The following is a 17,527-nucleotide window of genomic DNA, read 5'->3' on the forward strand; positions in this document are numbered from 1 at the left end:
CGGAACGGATCTTCGCGCTGGTCGATCCTGGTCGCCGCTTCTGCTCATCTGATCAATCGGCAGGTGATGTGTCACACCGGCTGGATGGCCGGCTGGAACTTCATCGTAGCGCTCTCCCCAAGCAGGAATGAGCGATTCAATTCGGCGGTCTCTCGCAAGAAGTCCCACAGCGCGGAGATCCGCCGAAGGCTTCGCAAATCCTCCCGGCAACATAGCCAGAACCGGCGCGTAATGGCCAGTTCATCCGTGAAAATCGCCTTCAGCCGCGAGTCCGGCTCAGCGATGAAACAAGGCAGGATCGCAAGCGCCTTGCCCTGCAGCACGGCACGATACTGCGCAACGATGCTGGTGGTTGACAGGTTCGCGGTCGCGCCGGGTATGGTTCGCGCGAGATAGAGCAACTCGGGGCTGAACGCCAGGTCGGTGACGTAGTTCAGATACCGGTGTGTGCGCAGGTCCTGCAGGTTAGCCGAAACCGGGTGCGTCTGCAGATACTCGTCGGTTCCGTACAGGCGCAGCGCGTAGTCGCACAGTTTGGTCTGCACATACTGCCCGCGCTCCGGCCGCTCGAGCATGATCGCAATATCTGCCTCCCGTTTGGACAAACTGACGAAATGCGGAACCGGCAGCAGATCGATCGAGATATCCGGGTGGGCGGTCGAAAAATGAGCGAGTTGCGGCGCAAGGAAGAATGAGCCAAAGCCTTCAGTGGAGCCGATTCTGACGTGTCCAGACAGCGCGTCCGCTCCGCCGATAAATTGCTCGCTCGCCAGCTGCACTTCACTCTCGACCTTGTCTGCATGCGACAGCAGGCGCAGACCCTCGGCAGTCAGCACGAAACCTTTCGAGCGCGATTTCTCGAACAGCACGGTGGATAGCGAACCCTCGAGCTCGCGTACTCTGCGCGCCACGGTTGTGTGGTCAACCCCGAGCCGCTTCGCTGCGGCGCTGATGGTTTGCGCCCGCGCCACCGCAAGGAAATATCGCAGGTCGTCCCAATTTATTTCGCCAACCGCGCTTGTGGATTTTTGCATAACTGATGGGCATTTTATGCCGTTCCATGTGCAAATTCAGCCAACTATACTCCAGCAAGAGTTGAACAAGAAGCCGCACATAAAAATAGATTGTTTGTGAAATCTAAACATGGAGACATGCATGGACCTATACCCCGCCACGCCCGATGTTGCGCAAGTCGCACGCAAGTCAGCGAAGGAATATGTCGTTGCCGGCTGGGCGAGTATGGCCGGCACCACCATCGAGTGGTACGACTTCTTTCTGTACGGTACGGCAGCTGCGCTGGTGTTCAACAAGATCTTCTTTCCTGCGCTCGATCCGATTCTGGGGACGCTTGCGGCGTTCGCTACCTATGGTGTCGGTTTTATTGGTCGCCCATTGGGAGGACTGATCTTCGGTCACTTCGGAGACCGCATTGGCCGTAAGTCGATGCTGATGACAACGCTGTTGCTGATGGGTATTCCAAGCATGGCCATCGGCCTGATTCCTCCGTTCCAGAGTATCGGCTACTGGGCCGCGGCGCTACTCGTGACGATGCGCTTCGTACAAGGTATAGCGGTAGGCGGCGAGTGGGGCGGCGCGGTGTTGATGGCAGTCGAGCATGCACCGGCTGGGAAAAAGGGCTTTTTCGGCAGTCTTCCGCAGACGGGCGTCGGGTTCGGGCTGATTCTCTCGTCGATCGCGATGTCGATGGTTGCGGCGCTTCCTGAGGCGGATCTGCTCGCGTGGGGTTGGCGAATTCCCTTTCTGGCGAGTGTTCTTTTGCTGCTGATCGGGTGGTTTATCCGCTCGCGTGTGTCTGAATCGCCCGACTTCGAACGCGTCAAACGCGATAGCGTGCCTGTCAAGGCGCCGCTTCTGACCACCTTTGCACGGCATCCGTGGACCGTTGTTGCAATTATCGGAGCGCGTACCGCTGAGAACACCTGGTTCTATCTGGTCGCGGCATTCGCGTTGTCGTATGCGGCTAACCAGCTCCATATTCCTAAATCGGAGGTCTTGCACGCGATCACTGCTGCTGCGGCGGTGTCGATCGTGACGATGCCGCTGGCTGGATATGTCAGCGATCTGATCGGGCAGAAGCGCCTGTTTGTGATCGGGCTCGTGCTGATGTGTCTATTTGCATTGCCCTTTTTCATGATGCTCGAAACGCGGCATGTCGCTACGGTCTGGTGGGCAATGGTGTTGGGGCTCGGTGTGGTGTTCCCGATTCTTTACGCACCGGAGTCGCAACTGTTTGCATCGCAGTTTCCGGCACAGGTGCGCTACAGCGGCATTTCCATCTCGGTGCAGGCGGCCGGCGTGCTGGGCGGCGGCCTCGCACCGATCGTCGCGACAGCGCTTCTGGCAGCAGGCCGGGGCAGTCCGGCCTACATCGTCGGATACATCGTCGCCCTCGGCGTTATCGCGCTGGTGTGCACCTCGTTCATGCGGGACGGCCGGTATTGACCGGGCGCGTCCCATGTATTGCAGCAACACCCTAAAGTCAACTTCGGCGCGTTGGATCGTTGCGCCGACAACCGGTGAGAGTCAGAAATGAATGCAGCAAAGCAGCATGCCAACGTAACCGTCGGAAAGGTACCGTTGTTGATCAATGGCGAGTTCGTCGAATCCCGGACTGGAGAATGGCGGGACGTGATCAATCCGGCCACCCAGCAGGTGCTGGCGCAGGTTCCGTTCGCGACGGCCGCCGAAGTCGATGCCGCGATCGAAGCCGCACACACGGCGTTTGCGAGCTGGCGCAATACGTCGATTGGCGCACGCATGCGCATCATGCTGAAGTTTCAGGCGCTGGTGCGTGAGAATACGTCCCGCATTGCAGCGGTGCTGACGGCGGAGCAAGGTAAGACCTTGCCTGACTCGGAAGGCGATATTTTCCGCGGTCTCGAAGTAGTCGAGCACGCGTGTTCGATCGGCACGTTGCAGCTTGGCGAGTTCGCAGAGAACGTGGCAGGCGGCGTCGATACGTATTCGCTGCGTCAACCGATCGGCGTGTGTGCCGGTATCACGCCGTTCAATTTCCCCGCGATGATCCCGCTCTGGATGTTCCCGATGGCGATCGTGTGCGGCAATACGTTCGTGCTGAAGCCGTCCGAACAGGACCCGTTGTCGACGATGGAACTCGTCAAGCTTGCTATCGAGGCAGGTCTGCCTAAAGGCGTGCTGAACGTGGTGCATGGCGGCAAGGACGTGGTGGACGCGCTGTGTACCCATAAGCGGGTGCAGGCTGTATCGTTCGTCGGTTCGACCGCAGTCGGCGAGCACGTATACCGCCTTGCCAGCGAACATGGAAAGCGCGCCCAATCGATGATGGGTGCAAAGAACCACGCGGTCGTGTTGCCGGATGCAAATCGGCAGCAGACCTTGAATGCGCTTGTCGGTGCGGGTTTCGGCGCGGCAGGCCAGCGTTGCATGGCCACCTCGGTGGTGGTGCTGGTGGGCGCCGCGCGCGATTGGGTGCCCGATCTGGTCGAGAAATCGAAAGCGCTCAAGGTCAATGCAGGCCACGAGCCCAAGACGGATGTAGGCCCGGTCGTTTCACGCTCGGCAAGAGCGCGTGTTCTGGATCTGATCGAAAAGGGCGTAAGCGAAGGGGCGAAACTCGCGCTGGATGGCCGTCAGGTCAAAGTGGCAGGCTATGAAGAAGGCAACTTCATCGGCCCGACTATTTTCACCGATGTCACTACGCGGATGAGCGTCTATACCAACGAGATTTTTGGTCCGGTTCTCGTGGTGCTGAGCGTCGATACACTCGATGAAGCGATCAAGCTGGTGAACGCCAATCCTTTTGGCAACGGTGTGGGGTTGTTCACGCAAAGCGGCGCGGCCGCGCGTAAATTCCAGAATGAAATCGACGTCGGGCAGGTGGGAATCAACATTCCCATTCCTGTGCCGGTGCCGTTCTTCAGCTTTACCGGGTCGCGCGGCTCCAAGCTCGGCGATCTCGGCCCGTACGGCAAACAGGTCGTGCAGTTCTATACGCAGACCAAAACCGTGACGGCCCGCTGGTTCGACGATGCAACAGTGAACGACGGTGTCAACACCACGATCAATCTGCGTTGAGCAGATTCGGGAGAGAGCGACATGAAGATCGGTTTTGTCGGGCTGGGCAATATGGGCGCGCCGATGGCGCTCAATCTGTTGAAAGCGGGACATGCGTTGAATGTGTTCGACCTGAATTCCGCCGCGGTTCAAACGCTGGTCGATGCTGGCGCGAAGGCGGTGGCATCGCCAAAGGCCGCAGCCGTCGATGTCGAGTGCGTGATCACGATGCTGCCCGCCGCGGCACACGTGAAAGCCGTGCTGACGGGTGCCGACGGCGTTCTGGCTGCCGTGCCGCAGGGTTCACTGATCGTCGATTGCAGCACGATCGATCCGGCGACGGTCAAGTCGATGGCAGAAGCCGCCAACGCCAACGGCAATACGTTTATCGATGCGCCGGTTTCGGGCGGAACGGGCGGCGCGACGGCGGGCACACTGACTTTTATGGTCGGTGCGAGCGCAACCGGTTTCGACAGGGTCAAGCCGCTTCTTCAGGCCATGGGCAGGAATATCGTCCATTGCGGTGAAACATCGACGGGGCAGGTTGCGAAAATCTGCAACAACCTCGTGCTTGGCATCACGATGGCGGGCGTTGCAGAAGCGATGGCTCTGGGTGAGGCGCTGGGAATCGATCCGAAGGTGCTGGGCGGGATCATCAACACGTCGACTGGACGTTGCTGGAGTTCCGATACCTATAACCCATTTCCGGGTGTGATCGATTCGGCGCCATCTTCACGCGGCTACGTGGGCGGATTCGGTACCGATTTGATGTTGAAAGATCTCGGCCTTGCTGCCGATGCCGCGAAGCTCGCACGCCAGCCGGCCTATCTGGGCGCTTTGACGCAGCAGCTTTACCAGGCGCTGAGTGCGCGCGGAGATGGGCAGCTGGATTTTTCGGCGGTGATCAATCTGTATCGGGGCGAGCGCAGCGTCGCCGACCAGTCGTAACCGAACAGCGAGTAGCGGTGCGTCGTCCGGCGCGTCGATCGATGCGCCACCCGATCGTGGCGCGCCGGGCGAGTACCCGTTCACGATTGCTTCGGGCGTGAACGCGGCATGGCGAAACTGGCCATGCCGCGCGTCGACACCGGCTTTGGCGCGCTTGCGCTGATGCCTTCCTGGTTGCATTGTTCATCGCGGCCGAGTCTATAGTCGGCCGGACTCATGCCGGTCCATTTGCGAAACGCGCGATAGAAGGCACTGGGCTCCGCAAACCCTACCGCCGCGGCAATCTCCGCAATCGGGTGGGTCGTACCCTGCAGTTCCGCAATGGCGATATCGCGTCTTAGATCGTCTTTCAGGGATTGATACGTGTGTCCCTCCGAAATGAGCTTTCGGCGCATCGTCGCTTCCGCCATGTGCAGGCTCGCGGCCATCTGATCGGCGGGGGGCCATGCATGCGGCGCGAGCGAGCGAAGCCTGGTTCGCATCTTCGCCGCGAACGAATCCGGGTTGCGATATTTGACGACGAAGTTGCCGGGCGCCTCCGACAGGAACACCTTCATCGACTTCGCCGATTGAACTACCGGCAAATCGACGAAATCCGACGCGAGATCGACAAAGGAGGTGGCAGCGTCGAAGCTTAGGTCTTCACAGAACATCGACCGGTACTCGTACGATTCGGCCGGCTTCGGGCAGCGGAATTGTGCGTGCAGCAACGGGATGCGCCGTCCCACCAGCCAGCATATGAGACCGTAGACCAGAATGAACCATGTCGCGTACGTGAACATATCCGGTTCGAAGCCATTGCGTCGGCGGACGAACTCAAGGCGAACGTGACCGTCGCCTCGCGACACGCAAACTTCCAGATCGTCCAGTACCAGCCGCATGAAGCCTACCGCGCGGTGCAGCGCCTGGCCGCCGGTGCGCGCCGTCAGCGCAGCCTGGGTCATTGCGACGAAGCTGCCGCTCTTCATGCGATGAGAATCCTGGCCGAGAAATTCGTCGTCGAGTTCGTAGGCGATGGTTGCCCACAGTCTTCCGTACTGAGCCGACGTGACGCGGCCGCTCGCCGAAGCAAGCGCCTGCGTGGGAATGCCGGCGGTTCGCACAAGCGGCTCGAGGTTCAGACCGCCGCGCGTTGCGAGTCGAAGCGTCTCCCTGACAAGACTCATGGATATCGTGCCGCGCTCTGCGCTGGACAGCTTGCGTGTCTGCATTTCCCTTCTCACGTACCGCGGTTGCACGACGCGATGACTATGGCAACTGCGCTCGCAAAATTTGAGCGGGCTGGGCATCGTCCTGATATGCAGGCATCCCTACACTGAATACGCGTCGATTCACGACATAAGGGCTATCAGTTTAGTGGATGGAGACGCGCCCTGCCATGCCGGCCGCCGAGATTCGCTGGAGCACCGGCGCATGTGACGAAACCGAAGAGAGGCGTGTTCAGATGGATGAGTTTTACACCGAAGAGCAGCGCATGGTCCGTGACGCTGCACACGATTTTGCTGTGAACCGTTTGGCGCCTCGCGCAGCGCAGTGGGATCGTGAAGGCGAACTGCCGGCGGAGGTGGTTGCCGAAATGGGAAGACTCGGATTTCTCGGCATGATCGTGCCGCAGGAACAAGGCGGGTCGTACACGGACTATGTGGCATATGCACTCGCCATCGAAGAAATTGCAGCGGGCTGTGCGGCCTGTGCAACGTTGATGAGCGTGCATAACTCGGTCGGTTGCGGTCCCATTCTCAACTACGGCACTGAAGCGCAGAAGGACCAATATTTGCCGGGTTTATCGACCGGTGCGACGATCGGCGCATTTTGCCTGACCGAGCCCCAGGCCGGGTCGGACGCGAGCGGCTTGCGCACGCGCGCCACGCTGCGCGACGGCAACTGGGTGCTGAACGGATCGAAGCAGTTCGTCACGAACGGTGCGCGCGCCGGACTTGCAATCGTGTTCGCGGTGACCGATCCGGGTGCGGGCAAGCGCGGCATCTCAGCGTTTATCGTGCCGACCTCGACGCGAGGTTTCAACGTCGGTCCGACGGAGCATAAGCTGGGTATTCGCGCATCGGATACCTGCTCGATTTCACTCGAAGACTGCGCGGTGCCCGAGGCCAATCTGCTGGGGAATCGCGGCGACGGGCTGCGGATTGCGCTGTCGAACCTCGAAGGCGGCCGCATTGGCATTGCCGCGCAAGCCTTGGGTATTGCTCGAGCAGCGTTCGATGCTGCGCGCGACTACGCGACTGAGCGCGAGCAATTTGGCAAGCTGCTGCGCGAGCATCAGGCTGTCGCGCACATGCTTGCCGATATGACCACACAGCTGAACGCCGCGCGCCTGCTGGTGCACCGCGCGGCGAAACTGCGCGATGCCGGCAAGCCGTGTCTATCCGAAGCCTCGCAGGCGAAACTATACGCATCCGAGGTCGCCGAGAAAATTTGTTCAAAGGCTATCCAGATTCATGGCGGCTACGGTTATCTGCAGGACTATCCCGTCGAGCGGCATTACCGCGACGCGCGCATCACGCAGATTTACGAAGGGACAAGCGAGGTGCAACGGATGGTGATCGCCCGGAATATCTAGTGCGCCATATTTTCACCATGCCTGGAGGAGAGTCGTCATGATCGAGCTCGAGTATCGCGACAACGCAGAGATTGCGCTAATCACGCTGAAGCGGCCACCCGTGAATGCATTCACGCCTGAGGGCTTGCTGCAGTTCGAGCAAACCATCAAGCAACTGGATCGAGACGAGCGGATCAGAGCGATCGTCGTATCGGGCGATGGTACGAGGTTTTTCAGTGCGGGCGCGGATCTGAACGCATTTTCGGCGGGCGATAAGGAATCCGCCCGAAGGGCCGCGGCACGCTTTGGAAGCGCCTTCGAAGCACTGCAGAGCGCGCGCGCGGTCGTGATTGCTGCGATCAACGGCTACGCGCTGGGCGGCGGCCTGGAGTGCGCGCTAGCCGCCGACATTCGCGTTGCCGAACAGCACGCTCAACTGGGCCTGCCCGAAACGGCGGTCGGTCTATTGCCTTGTGGGTGTGGAACGCAGACGCTGCCGTGGCTCGTCGGAGAGGGATGGGCCAAACGCATGATCCTGACGGGCGAGCGCATCGATGCGCAGACAGCGTTGCGAATCGGTCTGGTGGAAGAGCTGGTTGAAACGGGAGCATCGGTGGCGGCGGCACTACGGATCGCCGCGCGAGTGAGGTCGCTCAGCCCGGTTGCGGTGGCCCATTCGAAGGTGTTGATACATCAGGCGCGCGAGGGCGTGCCGCGACATGCTGCTTTGGCGCTCGAGCGGGAACGCTTTGTTGACCTGTTCGATGGCCCGGACCAACAGGAAGGCGTGAATGCTTTCCTCGAAAAGCGGCCGGCGCACTGGTCGAATGCTGCTGGGGAGGCGAATCGATGAGCTCCATGCTGGAAGAGACGAAGCAGACCTATGAGGAATCGACGGTGTTGTTTCGCGTCGTCAATCGTGTCGCGATCGTTACGTTGAACCGTGCGACAGCGCTCAATGCGCTTTCGCACGACATGGTCAAGGCCCTTTCCGGGGTCCTGCATCGATGCAGGACGGACGACGGTATCGTCGCAGTCGTGCTTCGGGCTTCCGGAGAGAAAGCGTTCTGCGCCGGCGGCGACGTGCGTGAACTGTATCACCGCGTGCGGAATCACGATCGAACGTGGCTGGAGTTCTTCATCGACGAATACCGTCTCGACTACGCAGTGCATAAATTCCAGAAGCCGGTTGTCGCAATTGTCGACGGCGTGACGATGGGCGGAGGCATGGGACTTGCGCAAGGCGCCTGGCTGCGCGTTGCGACTGAGCGAACCAGAATGGCGATGCCGGAGACGCGTATCGGGCTGATTCCGGATGTGGGCGCAAGCAGTTTCATGGCAAGGATGCCGGTCGAGATGGCCCTCTACGTCGCGCTAACGGGTGTGTCCTTGAACGGAGCCGACGCGCTACGGTGGAATCTTGCGGATGTGCTCGTGCCATCCGGCTGGCTAGGTGAGTTTGAGGACCGGCTGGCCAACGTATCACGGGCCGAGTTGGACCCCGCGTTCCCGGACAGGTTGAAGCGATCCTTGCGCGCGGTATTCGACGCTGCCGCGGACAAGGTCCGCGGAGAATCTACATTTTCGCTGTCGCCGCTAATCAAGCACTATTTCAATCCACGTCTGGATGTCGGGAATATCGTCATGTCGCTGAGGGCGGGGCTGACCGGTAGCCACGATCGCGACGCGACGCAGTGGCTCACCAGTACGCTGGCGCTGTTAGAACAGCATTCACCTACGATGCTTTGCGTAGCGCGACAGACGATACTGCGCGGTCGCGCCGCATCGCTAGCCGACTGTTTCCGGATGGAATTGGGGTGCGTCAGCAAAGCAGTAGCTGAAGGCGATTTCATCGAAGGTGTGCGTGCTCATCTTGTCGACAAGGACCATAAACCGCGTTGGTCGCCAGGGTCCCTGTGGGAGATCAGGCCCGAACGCCTGCAATATTTCCTGTCGTCGCCCTGGAGAATTGCGACACACCCGCTGCACGACATAGAACGCCTTCATCCGTAAAGAGGACGTGCGCAGATGGACGCAATGCAACGAGTTCGTCTGGAGGCCGCGGCGGCGGCCAATACGGAAGATGCCGCGATCTGGCGATGGTTTTCCGCGCTGATGGAAGAAAGACGGGTACGGTGGCGATATATGTTCGATCGCTGGGTGATCAATGTCGATCGCGTCCATGTCGCTACCGAACCGAACTTCGATGATGCAATCAGAGCGGCAAAAGAAGGTGCGGCGAAGCGCGGCTTGGGTTTGCCCGCGGTCGGCAAGCGTTCACCAGGCCGCATGTCGACCCGGTTGAACAAACAGGCGATGTCGTAAGGGGCGACTCTTCATCCAGACACGCAATCCGCACCGCACTTCGCGATGATTGCGTCGTCGGAAGGACTGGCTCCAGAAACACCGATGCCGCCCACAACGCGACCGTTGACGAGCACCGGAACGCCTCCTTCCAGGATGCCATTCAGTAAAGGCACCGAGAGCCAGGCGACGCGACCGCCGTTGATCATGTCTTCAAATACCTTCGACTCCCGACGCCCTAATGCGGCGGTACGGGCCTTGTCCATTGCAATGTACGCGGTAATGGGTGCGGCGTCGTCCGTGCGCTCAAGTGCGAGGGGGTGTCCGCCATCGTCCACCACGGCGATGCTGACTGCCAGTTTCATATGTGCTGCCTGGGTGCGTGCAGCCGCCATCGCAGCGGCAATTTCGGAAGATGACAATACGTTCTTTGTCTGCATATCAAACCTCAATCGGAAAGGAGGATCGTCCATGAGGAGCGGCGGGCTATGACAGTGCATGGACACACTGTGAACTTGTCGCACCCGTGGCGATTCGAACAGCGCTTCAATACATTCATTACGCGACTACTCCGTCACATGCAATTTGCCTGCGAGCCGAATGATGAGACGACATGGTCGACAAACACGCTTGCAATACGGCTGTTTCGCTTCCTGCTCTGGTAAACAACACAGACATCGACGTCGCAATTCTGAAGTCGATAGCTGGGCAACAACTCGACCAGGCTTCCGTCGATGATCGCCGTTTGAACGAATTGCCGGGGGAGAATAGCGAAGCCGCAGCCTGAAAACGTCAGTTCCTGGAGTATTGTCGAGTTGTTGCAGACAACATTCGGCGTTAGCTCGATGACATCATCCGCTTCCTGACCGGTTGCCCTCAAACGAAGGGTCGTGCCACGTTGATCGGCCGGGCGGCCGAGAAAGCATAATTTTTTCAGGTCGACGGGCTTCGATAACGAAGCCGCGCCAGCAAGATAGGGCGGTGCGGCCACGATAACGTAAGAGTGCGTGAGCAAGCGGCGCGCGACTACCGAATCCGAAGGAATCAGGTAATCGGCCAGAATGGCGACGTCAACGGCTTCGTCGACAAGGCTGAATGCTTTGTCCATCGTCAGGAAATCGATCCGGATAGCAGGATACTGACGGACGAAATCCGAAACGACCGGAACCATATGGGAGAAAGCTACAGCACTTCCCGCCACCACTCTGAGACGCCCCCGCAGATCGCTGCTCAGCGAAACCACCTCGCTTTCCGTTTCGTCGATAAGCTCGAGTGCGCGCTGGCATCCTTCCAGATAGGCGGCACCCGCGTCGGTAAGCGAAATGTGACGTGTGGTTCGCTGGAAGAGGCGAACGTTCAGGTGCGCTTCGAGCATCGAGATCACCCGTGTAATGGTCGGCGGGGACGCACCGAGCCGTTCGGCGGCGCGGGTGAAACTTCCCGCATCGGCGACCTGAATGAAGACCCGCATTGCGTTAAGGACATCCATTTAAGGCTCGCTCGAAAAATTGACGAACAACATTCGCTTGTCGGCTTCGCTCGCAGATCGACAGGTTAGCGTTGGGCTAATCACTAGCCATCGGTTTTGCGAAGGAGCCCGCTGATGTGGCCGGACGGCGCGGTATCGGCGCCGGGCCCGAGATCGTCATAGCTCCAGCCACCTCCCAGCGCGCGAATCAGGTCCACATTTGCATCGAGTTGCTTCGTCCTGGTTTCGATGATGCTGCGCTGCGCCGCGAGCTCGGCCGTCTGGGCATCGACCACGTCCAGGTAACTGACCACACCCTCGCGATAGCGCGAAAGCGCCAGATTCACCGAAAGCCCGGCCGAGTCCGCGGCCTGTTGCAGTTGAGCGGTCGCTGTGCCTAGTTGCGCAAGCAACGACAGATCGTCTTCCACTTGCCTGAATGACGTGAGAACGACGCTGCGGTAGCGCTCGCCAGCCTCCGCCGTTGCGGCCTTCGTGGCTTCGAGTCGCGCACGACGCCTGCCCCCATCAAACAGATAGGTTGCCAGCGTGGGCCCGATTGCCCAGTAGGAACTGGGCAAGCTGAGCAGGTCCGCGTAAACCGAGCTCTGAAACCCGCCCTGCGCACTGAGCGTAAGCGATGGGAACCAGGCCGCGCGCGCGACGCCGATTTCCGAGTTGGCCGCTGCAATGCGCCGCTCGGCCCCCGCGACGTCGGGGCGGCGTTGCAGCAATGCCGACGGCACACCGACCGGAATGGGGGGCGGTGCCACCGGCTCGACGCTCGGCGCAATGGCGAAGTCCGATGCCGATGCGCCTACGAGTGGAGCAATCGCATGTTCCCGCAGCGCGCGCTTCGCTTGCGCGCGGGTGAGATCGGACTGTGCGAACGACAGCTGAGTCGTTGCGCGCGCAACGTCGAGCGCCGCTGCGACGCCGCCGTCGTGCCGCTTGCGTGTCAGTTCGAGTGCCTTCTTGTATGCGTCGATCGTGTCGTTGAGCACCCGGATCTGTTGATCGTCGCCGCGCAGATCGAGATAGTTGCGAGCCAGTTCGATTTCCAGACTCAACTGCGTCGATGCAAGGTCGGCTTGCGCCGCCTGGCTTTCTTCCCTGCTTGCAGCGACGGAATCCCGCACGCGCCCCCAGAGATCGACCTCGTAGTCGACCTGAACGCCGAGCGTCGCGTCGTTGTAGTCGGTCGGCACGGCCGTGGTGCGAAACGGTCCGGTGTTGGACTGGCGCGCACGTTGAATGTTACCGGCTGCGGAGACGTCTGGATAAAACTGCGAACTGGCTTCCTTGACGAACGCCTGCGATTGCACATAGTGATAGTACGCAGCATGCAGATCATGATTATTGGCGATCAGACGCTGTTCGAGTTCGTCGAGCTGAGGCTCGCGGTAAAGCTTCCACCAGTGCGCGCGATCGAGCCGATCGGCCGGGGCCGCGACGGTCCACGGAGCAGATGACTTGTATGCGACCGGGGCAGGCGTATCCGGAACGCGATAGCGCGGGGCGAGCGAACATCCACTGAGTGCAGCCATGCCCACCAGCCATGCGCACATCTGCAGCCTAGTCATGATGTGCCACCTTGTCGCCCGCGTTATCCACACGCACGTGATCGCCCTGGCTGATGCCATCGGGTGGGGAGTCGATCACGCGGTCGCTGGTCTGGAGACCTGATCCAATGTCGACCGCATTGCCGAGATCCTGTTCGATGGCCACAGGCTTGAACCTGACCTCGTCCTGAGCGTCGATAGTCGCGACGCGCAACCCGTGCTCGTCGAAGATCAGTGCGCTTGCCGGTATGCGCATCGCGCCGGGGAGCGTGGGTAGCGCGAAATGCAGTGTCACGAAACTGCCGGGCAGCAGCCGGTGGCCGGGGTTGTCCACCTGCAACTGCACGAGCGTTGTACCCGACGCTGCGTTCACTGCATCGGCGAGGCCCACGACATGGGCGGTGAAGCGCTGCCCTGGGTATTCGGGAACCGTAAACTTCGCGGTGTCGCCGGGTTTGATCATCGGCGCGTAATACTGCGGCACATGTACATAGACCCGCAGTTTGTCCACGCTCGAAATCGAAAAGAGCTGCGCGTGGCTGCCACTGCCTGCATCGATCAACGCGCCGATATCCGTGTTCCGTGCCGTAACGATGCCATCGAACCGCGCGACGATGGTGGCGAATGACTTCATTGCAACGAGCCTGTCGGCATTCGCTTGCGCAGCTGCGACGCGGGCTTTCTTTTGCGCATAGTCTTGCGTGCGATCGTCCACTTCCTGGCGGGATACCGAGTCGGAACTGAGCAGCGCTTGCCAGCGTTCGGCGCTCGTCTTTGCCAGCGCAGCGTCGGCCTGCGCGCTAGCGAGATCGGCTTTCGCCTGAATCAATTGCTGATCGAGTTCGGGTGTGTCGATCGTCGCGAGTACCTGTCCGGCTCTCACATGGTCGCCGATATCCACACGCCACGATTTGAGGTAGCCGTTCACGCGTGCATAAATTGGCGCGTCGGTGAATGACTCGAGGCGCCCCGGCAAATCCAGTGCGCCGCCGGAAGCGGGCGCGAGCGGCTCGATGACCTTGACGGTGGGAATCGCCCGGGCTTCTGTCCAGTCCTTGAGCTGGTGGCTGGCTTTGGCGCGTACTGCGCTGCCGGTGCCGAGGATGACAAGCACGGCAACCGTGCCGGCGATCCCGGCAAGCGAAAGCAGGCGTTGCGGCGGCACGGAGTGTGACGTAGGTTCATCAGACATGGGAAGAGACTCAGGATGGCATGGGTGACGCGGGGTTGCGTCCCTGACGGGAATGCGCGATGCAGAAGACAGCCGGCACCAGGAATAATGTCGCGATTGTCGCGAAGAGCAGTCCGCCGATCACCGCGCGGCCAAGCGGCGCATTCTGCTCGCCGCCCTCGCCGAGGCTCAGCGCCATCGGCGCCATGCCGATTATCATTGACAGCGCTGTCATCAATACCGGACGGAACCGCGTGGCGCAGGCTTCAAGCGCCGCTTTCATCGGGTCGCCGTGCACAGCGAGCCGCTCGCGGCAAAAGCTCACCACGAGGATCGAGTTGGCGGTCGCGACGCCCATGCACATGATCGCGCCTGTTAGCGCTGGCACCGATAGCGGCGTGTGCGTCGTGTACAGCATCCATACGATGCCCGCCAGTGCGAGAGGCAACGCAGTGACGATCACCAGCGGATCTATCCACGACTGGAAGTTGACGACGATCAGCAGGTAGATCAGAACGACCGCGCCGAGAAGCCCTAACAGCATCCCGCTGAATGCGCTGTTCATGGTCTGCACCTGGCCGAGCAGCACGACTTTTGCGCCCTTGGGCACCGTGCTCGCGTTGGCCTTGACGATGCGCTCGACATCGGACGCAACCGCGCCGAGGTCACGGCCTTGTGTCGCCGCATAGATCTCGACCATCGGCTGAATGTTGTAGTCGTCGACCACGGCGTTGCTCACCGTGCGGCGAATCGTCGCCACGCCGCCGAGGATTTGCCCATCGAGCGCAGCCGGGCCGCCGCCGATGGGCAGGTTGGCGAGCGAAGGCAGCGTATTCAGCCCGTATTGTGGCGTTTGCAGAACGATCGGATATTCGACGCCGTTGGCCGAGTTGAGCCAGTAGGTCGGCGCGACCTGGCCCGAGCCCGCCATATGCACCAGCAGGCTGTTTGTGATGTCGCGTTCCGTCACGCCCTGGAGCAGCGCCTGAGTCCGGTCGACATCGACGTCGAACTGCGGATCGCCCTGCGATTGCTCGATACGTGCATCGGCGATTCCGGGTATATGGCGGATCTGCCGCAGCAATCGATCTGCGTAAGCGAAGTTCGCGGGTAGATGACCGCCTCGAATCTGCAGGTCGATTGGCCCAGGTGCGCCGAAGTTCAGGATCTGGCTGACGATATCGGCAGGCGGGAACGAGAACACCACACCCGGAAACGCTTGCGGCAGCGTTTCGCGCAGTTCGCGCACGTATTCTCCGGTTGGGCGGTGGCCGTCCTTCAGCGAAATCTGGATGTCGCCGTCCTGCGAGCCGATTGTGCCGGTGTTGTTGTAGGCAGTGTTCAGTCCGCTGGTCGACAGCCCCATATTGTCGACCAGCGTGCCGAGTTCAGCGGGTGGAATCGACGCCTTGATGCGCTTTTCCACCGCGGAGAAGAGGGCTGCCGTCCGCTCGACACGTGTCCCGACGGGCGCACGCACGTGTAGCAGGATTGCGCCGGCATCGACATCAGGAAAGAAGTTGCGACCGAGAAACGGCGCGAGGCCGAGCGACAGCAGCGCGAACACGAAGAAGCCAGGGACGAAGCGGTAGCGCTGCATAAGTACCAGTTCAAGCATCGCGCTGTAGTGCGCACGGATCTGCTCGAAGCGAGCCTCGAATCCGCGTTGAAAGCGCACCAGCGGATTCGATGTTTTGCGCATTCCTTGCAGGGTATCCGGCGCGTGAGGTTTGAGCAGATACTTCGCCATGGTCGGCACAAGGGTGCGCGAAAGAATGAACGAAGAGATCATCGCAAACATCACGGCTTCAGCCATCGGCACGAACAGGAAACGTGCGACGCCGTCGAGAAAGAACATCGGTACGAACACGATGCAGATGCACAGAAGCGACACGAATGCGGGCGTGACGATTTGCGCCGCGCCGTCGAGGATCGCGTTTTCTACCGGCTTGTGTTGCTCGAGGTGCCAGTTAATGTTCTCGATGGTCACGGTCGCATCGTCGACGAGAATCCCGACCGCGAGTGCGAGTCCGCCTAGCGTCATGATGTTCAGCGTCTCGCCGAGCACCGACAGGGCGGTGATCGATCCAAGAATCGCCAGTGGAATCGACGTCGCAATGATGATCGTGGAACGCCAGCTGCCAAGAAAAAGCAGAATCATCAGGCTAGTCAGCACGGCGGCGATGACGCCTTCACGTGCGACGCCGTATATCGCCGCCCGCACGAACACCGACTGGTCGCCAATCACGTCGACCCTGAGATTGCCCGGCAGCGACGCTTTCGCGTCCGCTATTTTCTGCTTGATACCCGCAATGATCGCGAGGGTGGACGCGGAGCCGTTCTTGAGAACGGTGAGCAAAACGGAGCGCTTGCCATCGACGTGAACGATGTTCGTCTGAGGTGGGCTGCCATCGGTTACGTCGGCGACGTCTCGCATATAGACCGTGGTCCCGTTAGCCGACTTAACGGGGAAGTTCGCAATGCTGGAGATGGACGACGGCGCGCTGTTCAGTTGCACGATGTACTCGTAATCACCGACCTTCTCGGTGCCGACCGGCGTGATCAGGTTCTGCGCGGCAAGCGCGTTCGCGACGTCCTGCGCGGAGAGCCCGCGGGCCTCGAGTTCAGATGCCTTGACGTTGATCTGTACTTGCCGCGTTTTCCCCCCGTACGGATTCGGCATGGCTGCGCCTTCGACCGTGGTCAGCAGCGGTCGTAACTGGTTCAGGCCGAGGTCGCCGAGATTCTGCTCGGTCAGCCCATCGCCCGACAGCGCGAGCTGGACGATGGGCACGGTCGACGCGCTATAAGACAGGATCAGCGGTGGCGTCGCGCCAGGCGGCAGTTGTTTGAGGATGTACTGCGCGACCGACGTCACCTGGGCATTGGCCGTGCGGATGTCCGCATGCTTCTGGAAAAAGATCTTGACGACGCCGTACCCGGAAACAGATCTGCCCTCGATATGCTGCACGTCGTTGACCGTAGTTGGCAGCACGCGTTCGAACGGCGCCATGATGCGACCTTCCATCTGGTCGGGCGGCAGGCCCGTGTACTGCCAGACGACTGCAATGACGGGAATGTCGATATTCGGGAAGATGTCCGTGGGCGTCCTCAACATGGACAGGCACCCAGCGATAAGAATGAAGATGGCCAATACGACAAACGTGTATGGCCTCTTCAAAGCGATGCGAACGATACCGAGCATTCAGACTCCACGATCCAGGGATGCGGCGGAGCAAAAGGGGGCTCTGCTGCAACTTTGTCCTTGCGACGCTGACAGGATCTCCGTGGCGCATGCGCTAGCGTGTTACACGGTTGACGCGCCCCGTGCCAGAGTCGTGACTGACGTCCGACGGCGGCGACGCAAAGTGACTGGAGGACAGAATGCATGCATTGCAATGGAATTCCAATGATGCGTTCTCTAAGAGTGACTTTTAGAATCTTGAATAATCGCGGCGGCG

At 60.5% G+C, this 17,527-nt stretch carries 14 protein-coding genes; 7 read left to right on the forward strand and 7 right to left on the reverse strand.

Features of this window, described 5'->3' with window-relative positions; genetic code table 11:
- Positions 1–71: 71 nt before the first annotated feature.
- Positions 72–1,034: a LysR family transcriptional regulator gene (locus tag ACYVNQ_RS19755; RefSeq protein WP_460904251.1), complete on the reverse strand. Its 963-nt coding sequence runs from the start codon at positions 1,032–1,034 to the stop codon at positions 72–74.
- A 121-nt stretch (positions 1,035–1,155) separates the two neighbouring features.
- Here ACYVNQ_RS19755 and ACYVNQ_RS19760 point away from each other — a divergent pair, with 121 nt between their 5' ends.
- The 3 genes from ACYVNQ_RS19760 to mmsB all read left to right on the forward strand — a co-directional run bounded on the left by ACYVNQ_RS19760 (position 1,156) and on the right by mmsB (position 5,004).
- A complete protein-coding gene (locus tag ACYVNQ_RS19760) occupies positions 1,156–2,463 on the forward strand; it encodes an MFS transporter (RefSeq protein WP_460904252.1) in 1,308 nt (435 codons plus the stop codon).
- A gap of 87 nt (positions 2,464–2,550) precedes the next feature.
- Positions 2,551–4,077: a CoA-acylating methylmalonate-semialdehyde dehydrogenase gene (locus tag ACYVNQ_RS19765; RefSeq protein WP_460904253.1), complete on the forward strand. Its 1,527-nt coding sequence runs from the start codon at positions 2,551–2,553 to the stop codon at positions 4,075–4,077.
- Between the two features lie 21 nt (positions 4,078–4,098).
- Complete coding sequence (mmsB, locus tag ACYVNQ_RS19770) at positions 4,099–5,004, forward strand: 3-hydroxyisobutyrate dehydrogenase (protein ID WP_460904254.1); 906 nt, start codon at positions 4,099–4,101, stop codon at positions 5,002–5,004.
- Between the two features lie 80 nt (positions 5,005–5,084).
- On the opposite strand, the gene ACYVNQ_RS19775 is transcribed toward mmsB, so the two are convergent.
- A complete protein-coding gene (locus ACYVNQ_RS19775) occupies positions 5,085–6,170 on the reverse strand; it encodes an AraC family transcriptional regulator (RefSeq protein ID WP_460904255.1) in 1,086 nt (361 codons plus the stop codon).
- A gap of 278 nt (positions 6,171–6,448) precedes the next feature.
- Between ACYVNQ_RS19775 and ACYVNQ_RS19780 the strand changes: the two genes are divergently transcribed.
- Genes ACYVNQ_RS19780 through ACYVNQ_RS19795 form a run of 4 tightly spaced genes read left to right on the forward strand, consistent with a single transcriptional unit; the run spans position 6,449 to position 9,886 of the window.
- Entirely contained in the window at positions 6,449–7,582 is a 1,134-nt protein-coding gene (locus ACYVNQ_RS19780; protein ID WP_460904256.1) for an acyl-CoA dehydrogenase family protein, read from the forward strand.
- Positions 7,583–7,619: 37 nt separating this feature from the next.
- Positions 7,620–8,414 (forward strand): enoyl-CoA hydratase, encoded by a 795-nt coding sequence (locus tag ACYVNQ_RS19785; protein WP_460904257.1) that lies wholly within the window; start codon positions 7,620–7,622, stop codon positions 8,412–8,414.
- The gene (locus ACYVNQ_RS19790; RefSeq protein WP_460904258.1) at positions 8,411–9,574 is read left to right on the forward strand and encodes an enoyl-CoA hydratase/isomerase family protein; all 1,164 of its coding nucleotides are present in this window, start codon (positions 8,411–8,413) and stop codon (positions 9,572–9,574) included. The genes ACYVNQ_RS19785 and ACYVNQ_RS19790 overlap by 4 nt, the downstream gene beginning before the upstream one ends.
- Before the next feature lie 15 nt (positions 9,575–9,589).
- Positions 9,590–9,886, forward strand: a complete 297-nt coding sequence (locus tag ACYVNQ_RS19795; protein WP_460904259.1) for a hypothetical protein — start codon at positions 9,590–9,592, stop codon at positions 9,884–9,886.
- A gap of 11 nt (positions 9,887–9,897) precedes the next feature.
- Here ACYVNQ_RS19795 and ACYVNQ_RS19800 read toward each other — a convergent pair whose 3' ends face one another.
- The 5 genes from ACYVNQ_RS19800 to ACYVNQ_RS19820 form a co-directional block, all read right to left on the reverse strand.
- A complete protein-coding gene (locus tag ACYVNQ_RS19800) occupies positions 9,898–10,305 on the reverse strand; it encodes a GlcG/HbpS family heme-binding protein (protein WP_460904966.1) in 408 nt (135 codons plus the stop codon).
- Positions 10,306–10,439: 134 nt separating this feature from the next.
- Positions 10,440–11,354 carry a LysR family transcriptional regulator gene (locus ACYVNQ_RS19805; protein WP_460904260.1) on the reverse strand — a complete coding sequence of 305 codons (915 nt, stop codon included), beginning with the start codon at positions 11,352–11,354 and terminating at the stop codon, positions 10,440–10,442.
- Between the two features lie 83 nt (positions 11,355–11,437).
- On the reverse strand, positions 11,438–12,976 hold the full coding sequence (locus ACYVNQ_RS19810) for an efflux transporter outer membrane subunit (RefSeq protein WP_460904261.1): 1,539 nt from the start codon (positions 12,974–12,976) through the stop codon (positions 11,438–11,440).
- Complete coding sequence (locus ACYVNQ_RS19815; RefSeq protein WP_460904262.1) at positions 12,909–14,087, reverse strand: efflux RND transporter periplasmic adaptor subunit; 1,179 nt, start codon at positions 14,085–14,087, stop codon at positions 12,909–12,911. Before ACYVNQ_RS19815 ends, ACYVNQ_RS19810 begins: the two co-directional genes overlap by 68 nt.
- A gap of 10 nt (positions 14,088–14,097) precedes the next feature.
- Complete coding sequence (locus tag ACYVNQ_RS19820) at positions 14,098–17,271, reverse strand: efflux RND transporter permease subunit (RefSeq protein WP_460904263.1); 3,174 nt, start codon at positions 17,269–17,271, stop codon at positions 14,098–14,100.
- Between the last annotated feature and the right edge of the window lie 256 nt (positions 17,272–17,527).

It is taken from the genome of Paraburkholderia jirisanensis (assembly GCF_054782355.1).

Excerpts from the sequence above, each read along its gene's own strand:
- ACYVNQ_RS19820 (WP_460904263.1), bottom strand. The coding sequence starts at position 17,271 with ATGCTCGGTATCGTTCGCATCGCTTTGAAGAGGCCATACACGTTTGTC.
- ACYVNQ_RS19790 (WP_460904258.1), top strand. The coding sequence starts at position 8,411 with ATGAGCTCCATGCTGGAAGAGACGAAGCAGACCTATGAGGAATCGACG.
- ACYVNQ_RS19765 (WP_460904253.1), top strand. The coding sequence starts at position 2,551 with ATGAATGCAGCAAAGCAGCATGCCAACGTAACCGTCGGAAAGGTACCG.
- mmsB (WP_460904254.1), top strand. The coding sequence starts at position 4,099 with ATGAAGATCGGTTTTGTCGGGCTGGGCAATATGGGCGCGCCGATGGCG.
- ACYVNQ_RS19780 (WP_460904256.1), top strand. The coding sequence starts at position 6,449 with ATGGATGAGTTTTACACCGAAGAGCAGCGCATGGTCCGTGACGCTGCA.
- ACYVNQ_RS19815 (WP_460904262.1), bottom strand. The coding sequence starts at position 14,087 with ATGTCTGATGAACCTACGTCACACTCCGTGCCGCCGCAACGCCTGCTT.
- ACYVNQ_RS19775 (WP_460904255.1), bottom strand. The coding sequence starts at position 6,170 with ATGAGTCTTGTCAGGGAGACGCTTCGACTCGCAACGCGCGGCGGTCTG.
- ACYVNQ_RS19785 (WP_460904257.1), top strand. The coding sequence starts at position 7,620 with ATGATCGAGCTCGAGTATCGCGACAACGCAGAGATTGCGCTAATCACG.
- ACYVNQ_RS19810 (WP_460904261.1), bottom strand. The coding sequence starts at position 12,976 with ATGGCATCAGCCAGGGCGATCACGTGCGTGTGGATAACGCGGGCGACA.
- ACYVNQ_RS19760 (WP_460904252.1), top strand. The coding sequence starts at position 1,156 with ATGGACCTATACCCCGCCACGCCCGATGTTGCGCAAGTCGCACGCAAG.
- ACYVNQ_RS19795 (WP_460904259.1), top strand. The coding sequence starts at position 9,590 with ATGGACGCAATGCAACGAGTTCGTCTGGAGGCCGCGGCGGCGGCCAAT.
- ACYVNQ_RS19805 (WP_460904260.1), bottom strand. The coding sequence starts at position 11,354 with ATGGATGTCCTTAACGCAATGCGGGTCTTCATTCAGGTCGCCGATGCG.
- ACYVNQ_RS19800 (WP_460904966.1), bottom strand. The coding sequence starts at position 10,305 with ATGCAGACAAAGAACGTATTGTCATCTTCCGAAATTGCCGCTGCGATG.
- ACYVNQ_RS19755 (WP_460904251.1), bottom strand. The coding sequence starts at position 1,034 with ATGCAAAAATCCACAAGCGCGGTTGGCGAAATAAATTGGGACGACCTG.